A 21,693-nucleotide genomic window follows, 5' to 3' on the forward strand; every position below is an offset into this window, starting at 1 on the left:
CTAGTTATTTAAAAATCTTGATAAGAATGTTCTAGTCCTGTTATGGGTAGGATTTTCAAAAATTTCTTTTGGAGATCCATCCTCTAAAATTATACCTTTATCCATAAATAAAACTCTAGTAGAAACATCACGGGCAAAGTCCATTTCGTGAGTTACCACAATCATGGTTATACCAGTTTTAGCAAGTTTGGTCATTACTTCCAAAACTTCACCAACCATTTCTGGGTCAAGGGCACTTGTTGGTTCATCAAAAAGCAGCACTTTTGGATTCATACAAAGTGCACGAGCTATTGCTACTCTTTGTTTTTGTCCACCAGATAATTGGGAAGGTCTTGCGTGGATGAAATTTTGCATGCCTACATCTGACAAAAAGCTTATGGCAAGTTCTTCTGCCTCTTTTTTATTTTTGCCAAGAACTAGCTCTTGGCCCAGAGTACAGTTTTCTAAAACATTTTTATTTTCAAAGAGGTTAAAGTTTTGGAAAACCATTCCTACTTGTGAACGATAGTGTCTTTCATCAAATTCATTTTCCAAGATATTCTTACCTTCATATAAGATTTCCCCACTTGTTGGTGTTTCAAGTAGATTTAGACATCTTAAGAGGGTAGATTTTCCAGATCCTGAGGAACCAATTATGGAGACAACTTCATTTTTTTCTACACTAAAATTTATATCTTTTAGGACCTTTAGGTCGCCAAAGCTTTTTTCTAGGTTATTTACATTAATTATTGACATTTTTTGCTCCTGTACTTGATTCTTTGATATATTCTCTGCCCATCATTCTGCGTTCAACTACTAAAAGGATTCTAGTAATTACAAATGTTAGGATGAAATATATTAGGGCTGTTATTAGGTAGGTTGGGAAATATTGGTAGGTAGATCCTGCTACTGACTTACTCATAAAGAATAATTCTGTCACTGATATTACGTTAAGTACTGATGTATCCTTAATGTTTATAACAAATTCGTTACCTAATGATGGCAAGATTGTTCTTACAGTTTGTGGAATTATTACATTTTTCATAGTTTGCCAGTGGGTCATTCCTAAGGCCTTACAAGCTTCAAATTGTCCCTTATTAATTGAATTTATACCGCCGCGGACAACTTCAGATAAATACGCACCTGTATTAATTGATACGATTAAGATTGCCGCAAACATTGTGGATAGGTCTATGCCAAAATATTGTTTTAATCCATAAAAAATAATTACTGATTGAACCATCATTGGTGTACCACGGAAAATTTCTACATAGGCTCCTAAGATAAAGTTAACTATTTTATAGATGGCGTTGCCTATAGGATTTTTTTCTTTATTGACTTCTGTTTTTCTAATAACTGCAACAAGTAATCCGATTAAAAATCCTAATAGAGTAGAAACTATTGCTATGAATAGAGTATTTACAATTCCTTTTAAAAATAGGGAGGAATATCTAGACCAAATGGATTGCATTTCTTGAAAAAATGTTAAATTATCCTTGCTTTGATCTTCGCCAAAGCTTGCGATTTTTATCATATGATCCATAATATCGTCTTGTTCATCTTGAGAAATATTTTTCAAAGCATTATTTATATTATTTTTTAGAGGAGATCCTTTTTTTACACCTACGGCTATAGTTGTAAGCATAGGATCGATATCAAATCCTTCTTCAGGATTAAAATCTCTATAAGATAAATCTGTATTTGCATAAATGGCTATCATTGCACCGGACTTATCAGATACATAGCCATCTATGGTTCCTGCCTTTGTTGCAGCAATCATAGTTGGAAAGGAGTCTAGGGCTTGTTGCTTATTTACTCCATCCATTTGATCGATTAGATCAAGGTGGAAAGTACCAAGCTGTGCAGTGATTTTTGCATCTTTATAGTCGTTGATATCTTTTGCATCGGCATAGGCTGAGTCTTTTCTTGTTACAATACCAATACTTGCATCGTAGTAGCTATCTGTAAAGTCTATTTGTTTTAGACGCTCTTCTGTAGGGCTCATACCAGCAACAATTGCATCAATTTTGCCAGAAGTTAGGGCTGGTATTAGCCCATCCCAGTCTATTTTATAAATTTCTAGTTCTTTGCCTAATTCATCGGCAATTTTTTTTGCAACAGCTACATCATAACCATTGGCATATTCGCCAGGGGAGTTTGCTACTGGGACACCCTCGTTATCCTCATTTACTTCAGAGAAGTTAAAGGGAGCGTAGTTTACTTCCATACCAACTCTTAAAACATCACCTTCCTCACTAGCAAAACTTAAATTTGTAAAGCTTGCTAGGAGAAGGATTAAGCTTAACAAAATTTTTCTTAGTCTTTTCATAATTTTTCCTTCCTTGGGCTTAAAATTTTGTAAAAAAAATACACGCACACTTTCGCATTCTTGGGACGAAAGGCCGTGTTACCACCCAAATTCATGTACTTTTCGCAAAGTACATCTCATTAAGTACCATCATACTCGTTTGCTGTAACGTGCATCACGTCTTTGAATCAAATATCCTCAAAGAAACTCAAAGGCTTTTTTCACTAATCTTCCAAATGTCCCTTTCCACCAGCCGGGACTCTCTAGATTTTTCCAAGTAGCTACTCTTCTTCTCATCGTTGTTTAGGATATAATACAAGATTTTGATAAAAAAGTCAAGCCTTAATGGTATAGTTAAGAAAAGAGGTAAAGTATGAAACTTAGTGAAAGACAAAAAGAAATCATAAATATTCTACAAACTAGCAAAAATCCAATATCTGGAGAGGCTTTGGGAGATAGGTTTGGAGTATCCAGACAAATAATCGTAAAAGACATTGGAGTTTTAAAGGCCTTTGGCATAGAAATAATTTCTACCAATAAGGGATATAAAATAGATAATAGTAAAAAACTAACTCGCATTATCGAATCAAAACATGAGGACTCAGCCATCAAAGATGAATTAAATACAATTGTGGATAATGGTGGAGTGATCATAGATGTATTTATAAATCACCCTGTCTATGGAGTAATCAGAAAAGATTTGAATATCCACTCCCGCAATGGAGTCAGTAATTTTGTAAAAAACATGACAATATCAACACCCCTTAAAAATTTGACGGATAATGTTCATTACCACACCATAAGTGCAAAAAATAGTGAAAGTTTAGAAAGTATTGAAAAGGCATTAAGGGAAAAAGGCTATTTAAATTAATTTTCCCACTGTATATACAATAAATATTTTTTATGTTATACTTTAGCTAAGAAAAATCTAAGGAGAAGACATGAAAAAATATTTACAAGAGCAGGGAATTAATATTTCAGCTAGGGTCTACTTTATAGATGCCCTAGGTGCCATGGCCTTTGGACTTTTTGCCTCCTTACTTGTGGGGACAATTTTAAATTCAATTGGCAATTCTTTTAATATTTTATTTTTAACAGAACGCATTTGGCCATTGGTAACTCAAGCTACTGGAGCTGCAATTGCAGTTTCGATAGCCTATGCCCTAAAAGCACCAAACTTAGTTTTATTTGCATCGACCATTGTAGGTCTAGGAGCCTATGAATTAGGCGGTCCAGTGGGAGTTTATATTGCGACAATTTTTGGAGTGGAATTTGGAAAGCTAGTCTCAAAACGAACAAAATTAGACATAATCATTACACCTGCCATCACGATTTTAATTGGAGTTTTAGTTGGAGATTTGATAGGACCAGGTGTATCAACCTTTATGACAGGTCTTGGAAATATTATTATGCGAGCAACAGAACTACAACCATTTTTAATGGGGATAATTGTTTCGGTTTTGGTCGGCATGGCCTTAACTTTGCCAATTTCATCAGCTGCAATTTGTATGATGCTTTCATTATCAGGACTTGCAGGTGGGGCAGCAACGGTTGGTTGTGCTGCACAAATGATTGGATTTGCAGTTATTTCTTATAAGGATAATGGTCTGGAGGGTTTACTTGCCCAAGGACTAGGTACATCGATGTTTCAAGTGCCAAACATTATCAAAAATCCATGGATATGGATCCCACCAACACTTGCAGGAGCTATTTTAGGACCTATCTCTACTTTAGTTTTTAAAATGGAAAATACTCCCCTAGGATCTGGCATGGGAACAAGTGGCCTTGTAGGACAAATTTCAACACTAAATGCCATGGCAGATGGCAGAAGTATTTCACTTTTACTGATCCAAATTTTATTTTTACACTTCATACTGCCAGCTGTTCTTTCTTTTATAATTTATAAGATAATGTATAAGCAAGGATTAATAAAAGATAATGATATGAAAATTAATTTCTAATGGCTAAATATAGCGGTATTGCTATAAGTTTATGGCAATTTAATAAAAAATAGATATAATTAAGGAAGAAGCATTAAATAAATAATGCTTTTTTCTTTTATAAAGGAGAGTTCAATGGAAAAACAAAGAAATTTTGACCAATTTAAAGTAAACCTAAACGAAGGTTCTTCAGTTGGTAAAGTTATAGCAGTAATGAGTGGTAAGGGTGGAGTAGGAAAATCATCTGTAACCAGCATGCTAGCTAATAAATTAAATAAAAAAGGCTACAAGGTAGCAGTTTTTGATGCCGACATTACAGGTCCATCAATCCCACAAGCTTTTGGCATTGATGAAAGTGTAACCGGTACCAAAGAAGGAATCATGTATCCAGGTGTGACCCGTGATGGAATTAAAATCATATCTGTAAATATGATTTTACCAAATAAAACTGACCCAGTAGTTTGGAGATCATCTATTGTAACTGGTGTTATCAAACAATTCTACACAGACGTAGACTGGGGAGAAATCGACTACATGCTTATCGATATGCCACCGGGAACAAGTGATGTGCCACTTACAGTTTTCCAATCATTACCAATAGATGGAATTGTCGCAGTAGCAACTCCACAAGATTTAGTGGGTATGGTTGTAGAAAAATCATTAAAAATGTCAAAAATGATGGGTAAAAAGGTAATAGGAATAGTAGAAAATATGTCATATTTTAAATGCCCAGATTGTGGATCAGATCACAAAATTTTTGGAGATAGCCATGTTGAAGAAGTAGCAAGCAAATACGATATTCAGACAATTGCAAAACTACCAATCAACCCAAAAATTGCAAGCAAAATTGATGCTGGTCTTGTAGAAGATGTAAACTTAGAAGAGCTAAATCCAATAATCGAGAAAATCGAATCATTATAGGAGGGTTTATGAAAAAAAGACTCTTAGCACTCTTATGTGCCTTAAGTATTTTTGTACCATCGCTAGCATTTGCAGCAAATGATGCAAATAAGGATGCTGTAGTATATGGTGCAGCCTTAAATAATGAACAAATTAGTCAAATGAACCAAGCCTTTGGTGTAAATAGCAATGATCCAAACCTAGCTTATAAAACAGCTACTGGAGAGGACCTAGAAAAATATTTAGGATACTATACTGATAACACAAATATGATTTCATCAGTATATATCAAAAAACTACCAGAAAATTCTGGAATTAAGGTAAATATAGTAACACCTGCAAATATCACATCTATTACCCAAGGCCAATACACAAATGCGGCCATTACAGCAGGGATTTCAGATGCAGATATTTATGTAGCAAGTCCAAAACCAGTAACCGGTGAGTCAGCCCTAGTTGGTGTTTATGCAGCACTTGCAGATTCTGGAAAAGATATAGATCCAGAAAGAGCAAAGGTTGCCCAAGAAGAGTTAGAAACTGTAAATGAAATTGCAGTAGAAAACAAAGATAAGGCAAATTTTGACCCAGCAGAATTAGATAAGGTTGTAATTGAAGTTAAGCAAAAACTTGCTGAACACAAGGAAGAAACAGGTCAGGCAGCAGATGCAAATCAAATTGCAATTTATATTCAAGATGCCCTAAAAAATGTAAATCTTGAAAATGTTTTAAGTGATAACAACATAAATATTTTGATTAATTTCTTTGATAAATATCAAAATTCATCTGCAATTGATAGCAAGGAAGTAAGAGAAAATCTTATCAAATTTGGAAATGAACTAGCAGATAATGCTGGCAAATTTTACAATGAAAACAAAGAATCTATTGATAATATAGCTAAAGAAGCCCAAGATAGTGGACTTTTGGATTCTATTATTAATTTCTTACAATCAATTGTAAATTCGTTTTTAAATATTTTTGCTAATTCATCAAATGAAAACCAATAATTAGATAAAAAAGAGGAGCATCTTTGTATGCTCCTTTTTTAATATACAATTCTTCTAATTGAGATAGGATTTCTTATAGGTCCTATTATAATGCCGTAGCGTGGGCTTGATGCGTGGATCATATTTCCATTTCCATCTGCCATTCCTACGTGGGTTATATTATTTAAACTAGTTCCAAAAAATACTAAATCTCCAGCTTTTTCTTGGCCAAATGGGATTTCTACCCCATATCTTTGCTGGCTTTGAGCAAAGTGTGGGAGATTGATGCCAATTTGACGGTAGGCTTGCATGGTAAAACCAGAACAATCTATACCACGGACTGGATCAATACCGCCCCAAACATAAGGATTTCCTAGATATTGAGTAGCCCATTTGTAAAGCTTATTGCCAGTTTCAGTACCAGTAACTGGGACCATAACTGAGTTTGGACTTTGATTTTGACTAGTATTTAAAACTTGATCTTGGTATGTAGTTGTGCTTACATATGAAACTTCTGTTATCTGTCTAACTGCATTTCTAGCTTCTTCTTCACGGGCCAATTGGTCCTTGATGAAAGTATTCATTTCATTATAAGACTCAGTCATATTTTCCAAATCACTAGGGTCTTTTTTTGAAATTGCAAGGTCTTCTAGTTTTACATAGCCTTCTTTTATTGTAGGTTCATTGGAAGACCCGCTTTCATCTTCTCCGCTCGGAGTAGTTCTATCCAAAGCTACAGTTTCAGGAGTTTCGTTTTCATTTAAGGTTACTACACTTGGAATTTCTGGATTTTCATCTCCGAGCGTTACAGTTTTAACCTCAACCTGCTCATTTGTATCTGCTAGATCATAAAGCAGTGAGCTATTTTCAAGCTCTTTTATGTCAATAGTATTTAGTTTTTTATTATCTTTAAAATCTTCATCATAGGAAACTTTTACGAAATCACTGTCAGGGTCAAATTCTAAAATTGTGACCTTAGTTTTTTCTTTTAGTTTTTGATTAGTAAGATTATTTGAATTGCTATCGGCTTTTTCTTTTAGGTTTGTTTCTGCTAAAAGGCTGGTGTGATTTATTTTATAAAACCATTGTTTAGCTACATAAGCTTTTTTGCCTTCAAATTCTATTTCATACCAATCATCAGTTTCACTTTTTATTTCATAAGGTGTAAAGTCCTCAATCCCACCTAGGATTTCGCTATTTACATCCTCTTTTATACGCACATTTACCCCGTCAGTTGTATTTTTGTTTAAAATAATGGAATCTGCTTGGGAAATAGCGGGATTTATAAAAATTTGAGAAAATATCAATGAAGTAATAAAGGCTTTTTGAAATCTTTTTGCCACATTAATCTCCCGTATATATTATTCTAATATAATTCTAAAAGAAATTGCTGGCAATGTCAATTTTTAAGGGATATTTGCATATTTTCATAAAAAGAAAATAAAATTTGGGTATATTTTAAAAACGAGGTGGAATTATGTTATATAACAGAGATTTTATTGATGAAAAAATAAAAACGGCTATAAAGTCCAGTGAAAATTTGATTGGAGAAGGAAAACTTGCAAATTACATACCGGAACTTGCAAATGTAGATCCAGATAACTTTGCCCTTAGCATCATGTCAGTGACAGGAGATTGCTTTAATTATGGCAATTACAATTACGAATTTTCCCTCCAATCTATTTCAAAGGTCTTGCTACTAATTATGGCCCTTCACGATAATGACCCGGAAGCAGTATTTGAAAAAGTAGGGACAGAGCCAACCAGATACGAATTTAATTCCCTGGTACCCATAGATGAAAAGGCAGCAAATCCCTTTATAAATGCCGGAGCTATGACAACAAGCTCAATGATTTTGGGCAATGATGTTGATGAAAAATTTGCTAGAATTCTAGAGTATTATCAAAAAATGTCCCAATACGAAAAAGCAGCACTTATGAGTGAAGTTTATAAATCAGAAATGGATACAACCGTTAGAAACAAGGCCATTGCTTATTATCTTAAAAGCAAGGAAATTTTTACCGATGATCCAGAAAAAGTTTTGGATTTATATATCAGAGCCTGCTCCATTTCTACAAATGTAGGTGCCCTTGCTAGAATGGGGGCAGTTCTTGCAAATAAAGGCATTGATTTAGATAGCCATTACAATTTATTATCCAAATCTGAAGTACAAATTGTAGTCAGCCAAATGGCAACTTGCGGAATGTATGAAAATTCTGGAAAGTATTTAATGAATGTAGGCATTCCATCAAAATCTGGAGTATCTGGCGGAATTTTGGGAGTTGTACCTGGGGTTTGCGGAATAGGAGTCTATTCTCCAAGGCTTGATGCAACTGGAAATAGCGTTCGTGGTAAGGAAATTTTTAATATACTAGGTCAAGAACTGGATTTAAGTATTTTTATCCACTAAAAAAGAGCAGTCATTCTGCTCTTTTAGTTTGCAATTGATTTTTTATATTCATAAGTATTTATGATTAGCATTATGGCATAAATCAAGCTAAATGCTGTAAAGGCTAGGGTAAGTGAATCTGTATTTAAAATATCATTTACTCCCTTAAGGAAAAAGGGAGCAACAAATCCACCGACATTACAACCTATAAAAATTAAATTATTTGCAATTCTAGCATGGGATCCTTTTACAAATCTAGATACTTCTGCAAAAAGATATGGAATACACAGGGATTGAGAAAAGGCAACAATAACCATGCAAAGCAAAAATATATACATATCATTGCCAAAAAAAGCCAGGATAAGATTTACGATTACATAAAGGCCAAGGCCAAGTAAAATAGTCTTTTGACGCAAGATACGGTTGATAATACCAAATAAAAATCCAAAAATCATCCCTGACATTGGCAGGATTATCATGTATAAATTTGCATCAACGCCTATACCTTTTTGAATAGTAGCAATAGTTGGAAAACGTACGCTAAGTGCTGTTACATTCATAATCATGACTGCAGCAAAAAATACATAGAAAAATATTTGCCTATTTATAGTAAATTTTCCAAGGTCTGATCTATCCTTTATGTCTACTTCTGGAATTATTTTATTGAAGTATCCCATTATAAAAAAGGCAAAAAAGTAAACTAAAAAGGCATATTTCCAATGGATCTTAATCAAAATACCTGCTATAAATAAAAATACCATTTGGGAAATAAATTCTGTGGAGTTTCTTATACCATGAAGCTTATAAGCCTTATCACCCTCATAGAAAACATTTATATAATTTGCACTGTGGCCATTAAACAGACCAACTCCAGCACCCATTATCAGACGGCTGATAAAAACTGAAGGATAAGTGGTATTTATAATTGGCAAAATAGAAGAAATTCCAACTAAAAAAAGCCCAATCAAAACACATTTTTTCATGCCGATTTTCTGAGTGATTTTTTCGCTAAGAAAAATTGTTACAATGGTAGCTATGGATGAAATTGTTATTAAGGATTCTGCGTTTGTTATAGAAATCCCAAAGTCCCTTTGCATAAAAACAAGGGTACCTGAGACTACACTGTTGCTGGCTACATAAAGAGCAATGGTTAGGATTGCTATTTGTATTTTTAAATCTTTTTTCAAAATATTCCCTCAATCATATTTTCTTTTAAAATATGATACCAAATAGAAAGATTTTGGTAAAGATTTATTTTTTGTTTGCAATTAAAAAAGGACAAAGAAAAACTGAGGAAAATCCTCAGCTTAATAAAATTTATGCTCTTGCATCAACATCGCCATATTTTTCTGGCTCTTCGTCAAATTTTTTGACAGCGTATGAACAAATTGGAAGAATTTTTTTATAATTTCCACGAGCTTGCTCACAGACTTTATCAATTAAATCTTCGGCAATTCCTTGTCCCCTATATTCTTCATCAACAACTGTATGTGTAATTGCCCATGTGCTATCAATTTTTTCTTCTACTTCGCAATAACCAACTTGGTCATCTCCATCAAAAGCTAATGCCTTTAATTGGTCTTCATCAAATCTAATAATCATATTTATCACCTCTTATTATATAAGTACCCAGATTTGGGTAAATTAATAATGGAAGCAGAATCTTTTTTAGGAGGTGGATATGAAAAGAGAATATAAATTATGGCCGCTTATTGGTGTTTCGTTAATAGCAATAGTAATTAGTATATTATTAATTTTTTTAAATGATGCTGTTGGGCATAACCCTGTCTCTAATTTGATCTTTACCTTTTTATCAACACTGGTAACAATTTCGACAAATTATATGATTGCTTATGGTCTTATAAATAATAGGATGGGAGATTTAAAAGATTATTTACATAATATAAAGTACATAACATTTAAAACCATGGGAGCATTTCTCTTATTAGAATTGATTGAGGCAGTCATTGCTTTTTTTGCTGATAGTGATAATACACTTGAATTTTTATATAGGATGTTTACAGAGTCAAGTTTATTAAATGGGGTTGGTCTACTGGTTTACTTACTTATTTTAATCCTATTTTTAATTTTTAAAATTTTTACAAATTACAGATTTTTTGTAGTTGCCCACAGAGACGATTTAACATTTACCCAGCTTATTGGCAAAATTTTCAAAACCGGTAAAGATTTGACTTCTAAGACTATAAAAATATTTATGATATATATTTTCTTACCTGCCGTTTTCATAGGATTATTTTTCCTACCAAACATATTAAGCACCACTGTCTTGGATGTTGGCGGAGTACCGTTACTTTCATTAATTATTGTAATAGCAGCTGGAATTTGGGGATTAATTATTATTATAAAATATTCTGACATATATTTAGATTACATAGAAGATGAATCTACTGGAGTCAAAGAAGATATATTACCGAAAGAGGAAAAAGTCTAGGAGAAACAATGCAAAGAGATTATAAATTTTCATCAGTATTTATAATACAAGTAATATCTGCCGTTCTTATTTTTTTAATAACTCTATTTTTGGCAGGCAATACTTCAGATACAGGAGCCTTGGTTCAAACAGGAGGCAATATTTTATTAAATATTATAATCACAAGTCTTATAATTATTTTCCAATTTATTATTGCCAGAGGCTTGATTTTTAATAGGATGGGCAGCTTAGGAGAATATTTTGATAATATAAATCATTTAAATTTTAAGGCCTTCTTACTTTGCTTTTTAATTTTATTTATACCATCTATAGTGGTATTTATTTTATCAGCGGGAGTAGTAGTTTCAATTATGTTTATCCTAGCCAGTGGAGGTATAGGAGAGGCCATAAAAATGGGACTTGGATTTCTTCTTATAGGAGGATTATTTACCCTAATTTATGGAGCCCTTACTAATTATCAATATTTTGTAGTAGCAGATTATCCAGACCTAGTTTTTGGAGATCTTTTCAAAAAAACCCTTAAAACTGGTAAGGATTTATTTGGTAAAACCGTATTAACGTATGTAAAATGGTATGTGTTGCCATTAATTATATTTATTTTAATAGTTTATGGAATTTTTTCTTATGGAGAAGGTATGCTTGTTTTTGCTACTATGCTGGTATTGGCTATAGCATTTATTCTTTATGTTATTATCTCATCAATATTGGTAATTGGGGAGCTTTCCAACAATTATTTGAATTATAAAGCTCAAACAATAAGCAAAGAAGAAAAAGATTATTAAAACTAGGGGTAATAATAATCTAAAGGAGAGAAAAAATGGTAAATGAAAAACTTAAAGAATTGATATATAAAGACGAAGAAAAAATAATTGAACAAAGACGTAAGCTTCACCAAAATCCAGAATTATCCATGGAAGAAAAACAAACAAATGACTTTATCAAAAAAGAATTGGAGTCTTATGGACTAGAAGTAAAACAACTTGAACCAACTGGATTAGTTGCAGAAATAAATCCAAATAGTGATGGCAAAATAGTTTTATTGCGTGCTGACTTTGACGCTTTGCCAATCGAGGAAACAAATGATTTTGATTTTAAATCCAAAAATCCAGGCAAATCTCACGCTTGCGGCCACGATACCCATACTGCCATGCTTTTGGCAGCAACTCGTGCACTTTTGGAAATAAAAGATGAATTAAATGGTACAGTTAGACTTTTATTTCAACCAGGAGAAGAAACTGGTGATGGAGGAAAGGCAGTTGTAAAACAAGGAGTTACCAAGGATGTGGATAGTGGATTTGCAATTCATATTTTCACAAACATTCCGCTTGGATACGCAGCTACTGGATATGACCAAGTAATGGCTGGAAATTACTTTTTTGAAGCAAATTTCAAGGGAAAATCTGCCCACGGATCCACCCCATTTGAAGGTCACGATGCAATTATGATGCTTAACACCTTTATGAATGCTGCTAATGGAGCAGTTGCTAGAAAAGTTGATGCCTTAAATGAGCCAATAGTTTTAAATTATGGTATTATTTCAGGTGGATCGGTTGCAAATGCAGTTGCAAGCCAAGCAAAATTGGTTGGTAGTTTCAGGTTTTTCACTAATGAATCTGCTGATAAATTTTTAAATGACCTAAAGGAAATAGCAGAATCATCAGCAAAACTTTATGGGGGAAGTGCAGGATTTACCTTTAACCAAGGAGCAGGTCCGGTTATAAATGAAAAAACTTCTACAGACATAGCTGTAAAAGTTGCCAGAGATTTATTTGGAGATGACCATGTCAAAACTGACATGAAGGTAGCAGGATCCGAAGATTTTGGATTTTTACTTGCAGGCTATGAAGATTTTGCCGGCATGCCAGGAGCTTATATGTGCATAGGTGCAAAAAATCCAGAAGACCCATCTACATTTCCTATCAACCACGCCCAAAATTTTAACCCAGATGAAAGTGTCTTTAAAGATGGGGCATTATTATTAGCCCAATATGCCTACGAATTTTTGAATCAAGATTAGAAATAAAAAAACAAAGAGGCCTTGTGCCTCTTTTTGTGTTGCAAAATCTAGAAAACATAATCATCGACATATAAATAAGTTAGGGTATAAAAAGACTAATTGCATAATATATTAATTTGATTTTATAGGCAAGAGTGCTATACTTATTAGGCCTAGGAGGACTTTATGAATATTATAATTTTGGGAGCAGGTAAGGTGGGCTCTCATCTAACAAATGAATTATCTTTGCAAGATCATAATATTTTGGTAATTGATAAAAACAAAGAAGTTTTAAATAGATTATTAGAACAAAATGATGTTATGGCCTTGGTTGGAGATGGTCGTGATGTTGATGTTTTGGAAGAGGCTGACGTTGCTAACTGTGATTTATTTATAGCACTTACCATGAGTGATGATGTAAATTTGATAGCTTCATCTCTAGCAAAATCCCTTGGAGCTAGCAATATTATTATCAGACTAAGGGATCCCAAATATGTAAATCATTTTGACCGTATCCAAGATGTGACAAATTCAAACTTAATCATAAATCCTGAGTACTTGGCAGCAAAAGAAATTCAAAGGTCTATTAAGTATTCCCATGCCAGAAATGTACAGGGTTTTGTGGATGAGAAAGCACTTATGATAGAGATTTCCATCGGTGAGAATTCAAAATTAGCAGGTAAAAGTCTAATGGAGGCAAATTCTTATCTTAGACAATTTGACATTATAATTGGAATTGTAGTTGATAATGGAGAAATCACTATCCCTAAGGGAAACTTTATCATAAAAAGTGGACAAAAAATATATATTATGGGCACAAAAGAGGGGATAGACAAGTTTTACAAGTCAGAAATTCCTGAAAGTGTCAGGATAAAGGACATTTTAATAATAGGAGCTAGTTCCATAACCCTCCAATTAACAGCCTTACTTTTGGAAAGAAACTTCAATGTAACCATAATTGAAATAAATAAAGAAAAAGCAATGGCAATCCAAGAGCAATTTGGTGATGCTGTTGTTATTAATGCTGATGGTTCAGATCCAGATATACTAGAAGAAGTACGTATAGATTCTTTTGATGCCCTAGTTTCATTAACAGGAATTGATGAAGAAAATATACTTATTGCTCTGATGGCAGAACATTATGGCATTGAAAAAATAATTGCAAAGGTAAATAGAACAAATCTTTTAAAAATCACAGGGATTTTGGATATAGACGCTACCTTTACTCCAAAAACAGCAGCAAGTAATTATATTAATAGGCTAATAAGATCAAAAGAAAATGCCAAGGATCTTTCTACTTTAAATAACTTATATAAACTCGAAGAAGACCAGGTTGAAGTTTTAGAATTTGAAGTAAATGAACATTCAAATTTATTTAATCATAAATTAAAAGATTTAAATGTGAAACCGGATACACTAGTGGCTATTATTGAGCATCATGAATATGGAGGAGCAATCGAAGTTGCAACTGGTAACTCAATGATAGATAGGGGAGATAGAGTATTGATAATTACAAAAAGCAAAAACATCACCCAAATAGATGATATATTGGTGTAAAAATGAATTTAAAAATAGTTAACAATGCTATAGGTAGGCTATTACAGGTATTAGCCTTATTAATGCTTGTACCATTAATCGTAGCCTTTATCTATAATGAAACATTAAATGACAAACTAAATTTTATAATACCTATTATAATAGCGGTAATATTAGGATCTGTAATGGTAAAATTTGGATCTGAAAAGGGTCATATCTATACCAGAGAAGCTATGTTTACAACAGCATTTTGCTGGGTGCTTTACTCTGTTATAGGTGCAATTCCACTTTTTTTGACAGGATCAAATTTTCCAAGATTTATAGACGCATTTTTTGAAATGGCAAGTGGATTTACTACTTGTGGGGCATCTGTTGCGGCTGATGTAGAATTGCTGCCACATTCAATTATTTTTTGGAGATCATTTTCACATTTGATTGGGGGAATGGGGATTTTGGTTTTTACCCTTGCAATTTTACCAAAGGCCCATAACGAGTCGACAAATTTGATGCAGGCAGAAGTTCCAGGACCGACTTTTGGCAAAATTATGCCAAGGCTTTCACAAACTGCTAGAGTCTTATATATTATTTACTTATCAATGACTGCGATAACCACAATTTTTCTACTTTTTGGTGGCATGAACTTATTTGATAGTTTGATTTTTGCCTTTGGAACAGCTGGAACAGGTGGATTTGCAAATTATGGTCTATCAGTTGGACACTATGATTCTAGATATATAGAAATAGTCCTAGGGATAGCAATGCTTATGTTTGGAATTAACTTTAACTTATATTATTTTGCTATTTTCAAATCCATAAAAGAAAGTTTCAAATCTGAGGAATTGTATTGGTATTTGGGGATTATTGGTCTATCATCCTTACTTATTTTTATAAACATAGCACCAATGTCAGATGATCTGTATTATTCTGGAGTAAACTCGTTTTTTACAGTTTCTTCCATAATTACAACTACAGGCTATGTCACTGCAGATTTTGGGCAGTGGCCAATGTTTGCTAGAAATATTTTGATACTACTCATGTTTATAGGTGGTTGTGCAGGATCAACTGGTGGAGGCATAAAAGTTTCTAGAATAGTTATACTTATAAAATCAGCAATAAATCACATAAAACAAACCATAAATCCAATGAGGGTAACAGTTACTAAGCTTGACCATAAAAAAATTGATGATGAAGTTGAAGAATCAGTTTTAAAATACCTAGTAATTTATATAATTTTATTTATCATTTTTATGCTATTTATAACTTTAGACACCCACGATTTAGAATCAGCCTTTGTAGCGGTAGCCACAACATTTAATAACATTGGACCAGGACTTGGAGTATTAGGACCTATGAATAACTTTATGGATATGACCTATCTTTCAAAATTTGTCCTAACACTGGCAATGCTATTTGGTAGACTTGAATTGTACCCAATGATATTATTATTTTCACCTGCAACCTACAAAAACCTTAAAAACAAATAGATTGACAAAAATTAGTGGATTTTATACAATGAAAATATAAATAAAATCTCATAGGGAGTTCTAATTTAGGGGCTGAGAGGATGGTAGACCATCGACCTTACCTGATTTGGGTAATGCCAACGTAGGAAAATTAATTTTTGATCTTTAGAATACCCCTTGTGGTATTCTTTTTTTATAAAATTTTAGGAGGAAAATATGAAAACAGCATTAACAATTGCAGGATCAGATTCATCTGGAGGAGCAGGCATACAAGCTGATTTAAAGGCTATGACACTTAATGGAGTTTTTGCAATGTCTGCCATAACAGCGCTAACTGCCCAAAACACAACAGGCGTTACAGACATCATGGATGTAAGTCCAGAATTTTTGAAATCTCAATTAGATGCAGTATTTACTGACATTTATCCAGATGCAATCAAAATAGGAATGGTATCTGATAAAGATTTAATCATAGCAATTGCAGAAAAATTAGAAGAATATCAAGCAAAAAACATAGTTCTTGATCCAGTTATGGTTGCAACAAGTGGGTCAAAACTTTTAAAAGATGATGCAATTGATACTTTAAAAGAAAGATTAATTCCTCTAGCTGATCTTATTACACCAAATATTCCAGAAGCAGAAATTTTAGCGAATATGCAAATTAAAAATGAAATAGATATGGAAGTGGCTGCAGAAAAGATGGCTAATGAACTGGGAGTAAGTGTGCTTGTAAAGGGTGGACACTCAATAAATGATGCAAATGATGTATTATTTGAAATTGATTCACTAAATATTACATGGATTAATGGAAAACGTATAAAAAACGAAAATACCCATGGTACTGGGTGTACACTTTCATCAGCAATTGCTGCAAATCTTGCAAAAGATAAGAGCCTAGAAGAATCTGTTAGAAATGCGAAAAAATATCTAGAAGGCGCCTTAAATGATGGTCTAGATTTAGGAAAAGGTAGTGGACCAATGAACCATGCCTTTGATATAAAAGAAGCCTATAAAAGTTGATTTTAGAATTAAGTTTAAATATTAAAATTGCAATGATTATCACTATCATTTTCATTTGATAAACCAAAAAAATAGTTTGACATTTGAAATATTTAACCTTATAATTGGGGTAGTTACAATATAATAAATTTAAAAATACATTAAGAACACCTGTGGGGTAAGAACTGGTGGGGCAACTCACATTTAGCCATACTTTAGACTCATTTATATGGTTAAAACTCACAACCACAGGGGGCAAATTGCCAAATCCTGATAATAAACTTCATACCTAGAGGGTTTAAATAATGAGTAAATAGGTATGATTATAAAATCCTTGTTCAAAATAATGTGCAAGGACTTTTTTTGTCTATTTTTAAAAAAGGAGGAATTATGAAAAAGAAAATTTTTTTGATGGGCTTTATTTTACTAGTCCTAACATCATGTTCCAGCAAAGATAAAAATCAAGTTGTTGTTTTTAACGCTGGTGAATACCTGGATATGGATCTGATACCAGAATTTGAAAAAGAAACTGGCATTGATGTAGTATATGAAACTTTTACATCTGATGAGGAAATGTTTATAAAACTTTCCCAATCATCAAATAATTATGATGTGATAGTTCCAAGTGATTATATGGTGGAAAGACTACTTAAAAATGATATGCTTGAAAAAATTGATTTTTCAAATGTTCCTAATTTTAAATACATAGAAGATCAGTACAAGGGATTGCCATTTGATTCTAAAAATGAATACACAGTTCCATATTTCACTTCACATTTTGGTATAGTTTATAATACAGACATTATCAAAGAGCCAATTACAAAATGGGCAGATCTTTGGGATCCAAAATACAAGGGTGAGATTATAATGTATGATTTGCCAAGGCTATCAATGTCAGTTGCCTTGCAAAAATTGGGATATTCTATAAATACTCAAGACATGGACCAACTAACTCAAGCAAAAAATGAATTAATTAAACAAAAACCCTTGGTTTATGCTTATCTTACAGACGAAGCTCGTGATTTGGTTATCCAAGGTGATGCAGCAATAACTGTTATGTATTCTGGTGATGCACTTTTGATGAGAAACCAAAACCCAAATCTAAAATTTGTTATTCCAGAAGAGGGAATGAATCTTCAAGTAGATTCATTGGCTATCCCAAAGGGGGCTAAAAATAAAAAGAATGCTGAAATATTTATAAATTATTTTACAAATCCAGAAATTGCTGCAGCAAATGCAGAATGGATGGAGGGTTTTACCTGCGTTGTTGAAGGTGTTCGTGAACAATTACCTGATTATATTAGATATGCAGAGGAAGCCTATCCGGATTTTTCAAAGCTACCAGAACCTGAAATGTTTAAGGATTTGGAAGACTATATGCAGGTTTACAATGATTCTTGGGTGGAAGTCCTAGCGGCTTATTAGGAGGAGATAATGAGCGAAGTTTTACAATTAAGAAACATAGATAAATTTTACGATGAAAAACAAATACTAAAATCTATTAATTTAGATGTAGAAAGAGGCGAGTTTTTAACCCTAATTGGTCCATCTGGTTGCGGAAAAACAACTACATTAAGAATCATAGGCGGATTTGAAAAACCTGATAGTGGAGAAGTGATTTTTGAGGGCAAGGATATATCAAACATTCCACCGAATGAAAGAAATATCAATACAGTTTTTCAAAATTATGCACTTTTTCCTCATTTAAATGTTTTTGATAATGTAGCCTTTGGTTTAAGAATCAAAAAGACCAAGGAAAGTGAAATCAAGAAAAAAGTAGAAAAAGCCTTAGACTTAGTTGATCTTGCAAAATATGGCAATAGAGATATTTCAAGATTATCTGGTGGGCAAAAACAAAGGGTTGCTATTGCAAGAGCCTTAGTTAATGAGCCAGAAATAATTTTATTTGATGAGCCTCTTGGTGCCCTTGACTTAAAGCTAAGAAAAAGAATGCAAATAGAACTTAAAAATATACAAAAAGAAGTGGGTATCACATTTATCTATGTAACCCACGACCAAGAAGAAGCCCTTTCCATGTCAGATAAAATAGCAGTTATGAATAAGGGAATCATAGAGCAATTTGGAACTCCTCAGTATATTTACGAAGAACCAGTAAATGCCTTTGTTGCAAACTTCTTGGGTGATTCAAATATTTTCCATGGCAAAATGGTCGACCGTTCCAAGGTAAATTTCCTAGGCCATGATTATCCGTGCGTGGATAAGGTAAAACCAGGAAAAAATGTTAGTGTTATGCTTCGCCCAGAGTATTTATATCTGGCTGAAGATGCTAGTTTAAAAGGAAGCGTTCAAAATTCAATGTTTAAGGGGACTTACTATGATATAAGAGTTTGTGGTAAAGATTTTGCCATAAATGTTCACAATCCCGAAGATGTTGCAATTGGAACAAATGTAAGCGTTGCCATAGATCCAGATGCCATCCACGTAATGGAAGAAAGATCAGATTCACAAACAAATATTGAGCCTGGGGGGATAAGAGTATGAAAAAATATTTAAATATTTACCTGGTATGGGCTGGAGTTTTCATAATTTTGCCCCTAGTACTGATACTTTTATATTCATTTAACGGGTCAGGATCTATTGCCTTTGATAATTTTAGCTTTAGTTTAAAAAATTATTCCAGATTTTTTGAACCTATTTATTTAAAAATGCTTGGGATTACCCTTCTTATTTCATTTTTAGCAACTCTAGGTTGCTTAATAATTGGATACCCTGTGGCTTATATTATTTCAAGAATGGATGAGGCAGTAGCATCTTCATTAATTTTTGTTTTTATAATGCCAATGTGGATTAATCTTTTGCTTAGAACCTACGGTTGGATTACTCTTTTAGGTAGAAATGGGGTTTTAAATAGGTTTTTGGGCTCAATGGGGGCTGAGACATTGGGAATAATGTACACACCAACTGCCGTAATACTAGGTATGATTTATGAATTTTTGCCATTTATGGTTATACAAATTTATAATGCCCTTAAAAAAGTTGACAAAAATCTGATAGATGCTGCCCTAGATTTGGGAGCAGATATGAAAACAGTTTTTAAAAAAGTAATATTTCCTCTATCATTGCCGGGAGTTTATACTGGTATAATTATGGTTTTTATTCCTGCCATATCTACCTTTGTAGTTTCAAACCTGCTTGGTGGACAAAAAGTATATATGATAGGAAACTTGATTGACCAACAATTTACCTTTACAGGAGATTGGGGATTTGGTTCAGCAACAGCAATTATTCTTATGCTAATTTTATTCCTAGCCTTATTTATCCAAAGAAGATTTGGCCGTGATTTGGAAGGGGATATTGTATGAGAAAATTTTTAGAACGCCTTTATACAATCATAGTTTTTTTGTTTTTGTATGCTCCAATTGTGGTGATGATAGTTTTTTCATTTAATGATAGTAAACTTCGTGGCCGTTGGGTAGGTTTTACAACTGACTGGTATACAGAACTTTTTTCAAATCCTGAGATAATTTCTGCAGTAAAAACAACTTTGATAGTGGCCGTTGTAGCGACTATTGTTGCGACAATTATCGGTACACTTTCAGCAATCGGTATTTCAGAACTACGTGGCAGAAAGAAAAATGCAATTTTAAATATAAATTATCTGCCAGTCTTAAATCCAGATATAATTACAGCTATATCTTTGATGGGTCTTTATGGATTTTTGAAGTTAAATTTGGGCTATTTAACTATGATTTTATCCCATGTTATGTTCTGCATTCCCTATGTAGTTTTGACAGTACTTCCTGCAGTAGAAGCCATGGATAAGAATATTATAGAAGCTGCCCTAGACCTTGGTGCAACACCTTCATATGCTGTTAGGAAAGTATTAATACCAAATATCAAAAATGGGATTTTTGCGGGGGCCTTGATTTCTTTTACCCTTTCCTTAGATGATTTTGCAATTTCATACTTTACATCGGGAAATGGGGTTTCAAACCTATCAATGACTATTTATTCCATGGCCCGCAGGGGGATAAATCCATCTATAAATGCACTTTCTGCAATAATATTTGTAGTGGTATTTATTTTCTTACTAATCCAAAACAGAAAAGTAATATTTGGCAAGGAGAAAAATCCAACAACTTTTATGCATTAAACCTTGACAAGGTCAAGAATTTATAGTAATATATAGCAGTCGACTATGAAGTTTCTTTTATGAAACTTTTCGATCAAATCGCGCTTCCTGTAAGCGATTTTAAAAATAAATGTCAGGACGAGTACAGCCGCCACCTATCAGCTGCGGTGTCTAAATATGATAGGCGAAAATTTTTATAGGAGGAATATTGATGAAATATCAAAAAACTTACACTCCAAGTGCAAGCGACATCGAAAGAAAATGGTATGTTGTTGATGCAGAAGGAGCTGTATTAGGACGTCTTGCTACACAAGTAGCAGCAATTTTAAGAGGAAAACACAAAGCTACATTTACTCCAAATATGGATATGGGAGATTATGTAATTGTTGTTAACGCTGATAAAGTTAGACTTACAGGTAACAAAGAAAACCAAAAAGAATACAAAAGATATTCAGGTTATACAGGTGGTTTAAAAATCACATCTTACAAAGATATGATGAACAAACACCCAGAAAGAATCGTTGAACATGCAGTTATCGGTATGCTTCCACACAACAAACTAGGTCGCCAAATGGCTAAAAAACTTAGAGTTGTAGCAGGCCCTGACCACAATCACGAAGCTCAAATGCCTGAAAAATTGGAATTACAGTAAGGA

General features: G+C 33.3%; 21 protein-coding genes, 1 riboswitch and 1 other annotated feature. Of the genes, 16 read left to right on the plus strand and 5 right to left on the minus strand.

Annotated elements, in window-relative coordinates:
- The gene (locus OC526_RS01910) at window positions 1-735 is read right to left on the minus strand and encodes an amino acid ABC transporter ATP-binding protein (protein WP_316043764.1); all 735 of its coding nucleotides are present in this window, start codon (window positions 733-735) and stop codon (window positions 1-3) included.
- Window positions 722-2,308, minus strand: a complete 1,587-nt coding sequence (locus OC526_RS01915; RefSeq protein WP_262121767.1) for an ABC transporter substrate-binding protein/permease — start codon at window positions 2,306-2,308, stop codon at window positions 722-724. Before OC526_RS01915 ends, OC526_RS01910 begins: the two co-directional genes overlap by 14 nt.
- Window positions 2,309-2,366: 58 nt before the next feature.
- Window positions 2,367-2,593, minus strand: a binding site (T-box leader).
- A gap of 67 nt (window positions 2,594-2,660) precedes the next feature.
- Here OC526_RS01915 and OC526_RS01920 point away from each other — a divergent pair.
- The 4 genes from OC526_RS01920 to OC526_RS01935 all read left to right on the plus strand — a co-directional run bounded on the left by OC526_RS01920 (window position 2,661) and on the right by OC526_RS01935 (window position 6,131).
- Entirely contained in the window at window positions 2,661-3,158 is a 498-nt protein-coding gene (locus OC526_RS01920) for a transcription repressor NadR (protein WP_262121769.1), read from the plus strand.
- A gap of 70 nt (window positions 3,159-3,228) precedes the next feature.
- Entirely contained in the window at window positions 3,229-4,248 is a 1,020-nt protein-coding gene (locus OC526_RS01925; RefSeq protein WP_262121771.1) for a PTS transporter subunit IIC, read from the plus strand.
- Window positions 4,249-4,362: 114 nt separating this feature from the next.
- Window positions 4,363-5,148, plus strand: a complete 786-nt coding sequence (locus OC526_RS01930) for an Mrp/NBP35 family ATP-binding protein (RefSeq protein WP_262121773.1) — start codon at window positions 4,363-4,365, stop codon at window positions 5,146-5,148.
- 8 nt (window positions 5,149-5,156) lie between these two features.
- Entirely contained in the window at window positions 5,157-6,131 is a 975-nt protein-coding gene (locus tag OC526_RS01935; protein ID WP_262121775.1) for a DUF1002 domain-containing protein, read from the plus strand.
- 38 nt (window positions 6,132-6,169) lie between these two features.
- Here the strand turns inward: OC526_RS01935 and OC526_RS01940 are convergent, their stop codons facing one another.
- Window positions 6,170-7,453 carry a C40 family peptidase gene (locus OC526_RS01940; protein WP_262121778.1) on the minus strand — a complete coding sequence of 428 codons (1,284 nt, stop codon included), beginning with the start codon at window positions 7,451-7,453 and terminating at the stop codon, window positions 6,170-6,172.
- 134 nt (window positions 7,454-7,587) lie between these two features.
- Here OC526_RS01940 and glsA point away from each other — a divergent pair, with 134 nt between their 5' ends.
- Window positions 7,588-8,520 carry a glutaminase A gene (gene glsA, locus OC526_RS01945; protein WP_262121781.1) on the plus strand — a complete coding sequence of 311 codons (933 nt, stop codon included), beginning with the start codon at window positions 7,588-7,590 and terminating at the stop codon, window positions 8,518-8,520.
- Between the two features lie 23 nt (window positions 8,521-8,543).
- Here glsA and OC526_RS01950 read toward each other — a convergent pair whose 3' ends face one another.
- Window positions 8,544-9,686 carry an MFS transporter gene (locus OC526_RS01950; RefSeq protein ID WP_262121782.1) on the minus strand — a complete coding sequence of 381 codons (1,143 nt, stop codon included), beginning with the start codon at window positions 9,684-9,686 and terminating at the stop codon, window positions 8,544-8,546.
- 130 nt (window positions 9,687-9,816) lie between these two features.
- Window positions 9,817-10,101: a GNAT family N-acetyltransferase gene (locus OC526_RS01955; RefSeq protein ID WP_262121783.1), complete on the minus strand. Its 285-nt coding sequence runs from the start codon at window positions 10,099-10,101 to the stop codon at window positions 9,817-9,819.
- Between the two features lie 79 nt (window positions 10,102-10,180).
- Between OC526_RS01955 and OC526_RS01960 the strand changes: the two genes are divergently transcribed.
- From OC526_RS01960 to rplM, 11 genes are all read left to right on the plus strand, one after another.
- Window positions 10,181-10,951 carry a hypothetical protein gene (locus tag OC526_RS01960; RefSeq protein ID WP_262121785.1) on the plus strand — a complete coding sequence of 257 codons (771 nt, stop codon included), beginning with the start codon at window positions 10,181-10,183 and terminating at the stop codon, window positions 10,949-10,951.
- 8 nt (window positions 10,952-10,959) lie between these two features.
- Entirely contained in the window at window positions 10,960-11,733 is a 774-nt protein-coding gene (locus OC526_RS01965; protein ID WP_262121787.1) for a hypothetical protein, read from the plus strand.
- A gap of 35 nt (window positions 11,734-11,768) precedes the next feature.
- Window positions 11,769-12,968 carry a M20 family metallopeptidase gene (locus OC526_RS01970; RefSeq protein WP_262121788.1) on the plus strand — a complete coding sequence of 400 codons (1,200 nt, stop codon included), beginning with the start codon at window positions 11,769-11,771 and terminating at the stop codon, window positions 12,966-12,968.
- 165 nt (window positions 12,969-13,133) lie between these two features.
- A complete protein-coding gene (gene trkA / locus OC526_RS01975) occupies window positions 13,134-14,504 on the plus strand; it encodes a Trk system potassium transporter TrkA (RefSeq protein WP_262121790.1) in 1,371 nt (456 codons plus the stop codon).
- A gap of 2 nt (window positions 14,505-14,506) precedes the next feature.
- Window positions 14,507-15,967, plus strand: a complete 1,461-nt coding sequence (locus tag OC526_RS01980) for a TrkH family potassium uptake protein (protein ID WP_262121793.1) — start codon at window positions 14,507-14,509, stop codon at window positions 15,965-15,967.
- Window positions 15,968-16,008: 41 nt separating this feature from the next.
- A riboswitch (TPP riboswitch) is annotated at window positions 16,009-16,112 on the plus strand.
- Between the two features lie 50 nt (window positions 16,113-16,162).
- Window positions 16,163-16,966, plus strand: coding sequence for a bifunctional hydroxymethylpyrimidine kinase/phosphomethylpyrimidine kinase (gene thiD, locus OC526_RS01985; RefSeq protein ID WP_262121797.1), 804 nt, complete (start codon window positions 16,163-16,165; stop codon window positions 16,964-16,966).
- Between the two features lie 369 nt (window positions 16,967-17,335).
- Window positions 17,336-18,370, plus strand: coding sequence for a PotD/PotF family extracellular solute-binding protein (locus OC526_RS01990; RefSeq protein ID WP_262121801.1), 1,035 nt, complete (start codon window positions 17,336-17,338; stop codon window positions 18,368-18,370).
- A 9-nt stretch (window positions 18,371-18,379) separates the two neighbouring features.
- Complete coding sequence (locus OC526_RS01995) at window positions 18,380-19,447, plus strand: ABC transporter ATP-binding protein (RefSeq protein WP_262121804.1); 1,068 nt, start codon at window positions 18,380-18,382, stop codon at window positions 19,445-19,447.
- Window positions 19,444-20,268: an ABC transporter permease gene (locus OC526_RS02000; protein WP_262121807.1), complete on the plus strand. Its 825-nt coding sequence runs from the start codon at window positions 19,444-19,446 to the stop codon at window positions 20,266-20,268. The genes OC526_RS01995 and OC526_RS02000 overlap by 4 nt, the downstream gene beginning before the upstream one ends.
- Entirely contained in the window at window positions 20,265-21,059 is a 795-nt protein-coding gene (locus OC526_RS02005; protein ID WP_262121810.1) for an ABC transporter permease, read from the plus strand. Before OC526_RS02000 ends, OC526_RS02005 begins: the two co-directional genes overlap by 4 nt.
- Before the next feature lie 190 nt (window positions 21,060-21,249).
- Window positions 21,250-21,690 (plus strand): 50S ribosomal protein L13, encoded by a 441-nt coding sequence (gene rplM, locus OC526_RS02010; protein ID WP_262121812.1) that lies wholly within the window; start codon window positions 21,250-21,252, stop codon window positions 21,688-21,690.
- The last annotated feature ends 3 nt before the right edge of the window (window positions 21,691-21,693 follow it).

The sequence above is a fragment of the Anaerococcus sp. Marseille-Q5996 genome, assembly GCF_946893725.1.
Taxonomy (GTDB): domain Bacteria; phylum Bacillota; class Clostridia; order Tissierellales; family Peptoniphilaceae; genus Anaerococcus; species Anaerococcus martiniensis.

Bases quoted from the DNA above. Each gene is read 5' to 3' on its own strand.
- thiD (WP_262121797.1), top strand. From the start codon at position 16,163: ATGAAAACAGCATTAACAATTGCAGGATCAGATTCATCTGGAGGAGCA.
- OC526_RS01990 (WP_262121801.1), top strand. From the start codon at position 17,336: ATGAAAAAGAAAATTTTTTTGATGGGCTTTATTTTACTAGTCCTAACA.
- trkA (WP_262121790.1), top strand. From the start codon at position 13,134: ATGAATATTATAATTTTGGGAGCAGGTAAGGTGGGCTCTCATCTAACA.
- OC526_RS01930 (WP_262121773.1), top strand. From the start codon at position 4,363: ATGGAAAAACAAAGAAATTTTGACCAATTTAAAGTAAACCTAAACGAA.
- OC526_RS01920 (WP_262121769.1), top strand. From the start codon at position 2,661: ATGAAACTTAGTGAAAGACAAAAAGAAATCATAAATATTCTACAAACT.
- OC526_RS01965 (WP_262121787.1), top strand. From the start codon at position 10,960: ATGCAAAGAGATTATAAATTTTCATCAGTATTTATAATACAAGTAATA.
- OC526_RS01915 (WP_262121767.1), bottom strand. From the start codon at position 2,308: ATGAAAAGACTAAGAAAAATTTTGTTAAGCTTAATCCTTCTCCTAGCA.
- OC526_RS01910 (WP_316043764.1), bottom strand. From the start codon at position 735: ATGTCAATAATTAATGTAAATAACCTAGAAAAAAGCTTTGGCGACCTA.
- OC526_RS01980 (WP_262121793.1), top strand. From the start codon at position 14,507: ATGAATTTAAAAATAGTTAACAATGCTATAGGTAGGCTATTACAGGTA.
- OC526_RS02005 (WP_262121810.1), top strand. From the start codon at position 20,265: ATGAGAAAATTTTTAGAACGCCTTTATACAATCATAGTTTTTTTGTTT.
- OC526_RS01970 (WP_262121788.1), top strand. From the start codon at position 11,769: ATGGTAAATGAAAAACTTAAAGAATTGATATATAAAGACGAAGAAAAA.
- glsA (WP_262121781.1), top strand. From the start codon at position 7,588: ATGTTATATAACAGAGATTTTATTGATGAAAAAATAAAAACGGCTATA.
- OC526_RS01935 (WP_262121775.1), top strand. From the start codon at position 5,157: ATGAAAAAAAGACTCTTAGCACTCTTATGTGCCTTAAGTATTTTTGTA.
- rplM (WP_262121812.1), top strand. From the start codon at position 21,250: ATGAAATATCAAAAAACTTACACTCCAAGTGCAAGCGACATCGAAAGA.
- OC526_RS01955 (WP_262121783.1), bottom strand. From the start codon at position 10,101: ATGATTATTAGATTTGATGAAGACCAATTAAAGGCATTAGCTTTTGAT.
- OC526_RS01995 (WP_262121804.1), top strand. From the start codon at position 18,380: ATGAGCGAAGTTTTACAATTAAGAAACATAGATAAATTTTACGATGAA.
- OC526_RS01960 (WP_262121785.1), top strand. From the start codon at position 10,181: ATGAAAAGAGAATATAAATTATGGCCGCTTATTGGTGTTTCGTTAATA.
- OC526_RS01925 (WP_262121771.1), top strand. From the start codon at position 3,229: ATGAAAAAATATTTACAAGAGCAGGGAATTAATATTTCAGCTAGGGTC.
- OC526_RS02000 (WP_262121807.1), top strand. From the start codon at position 19,444: ATGAAAAAATATTTAAATATTTACCTGGTATGGGCTGGAGTTTTCATA.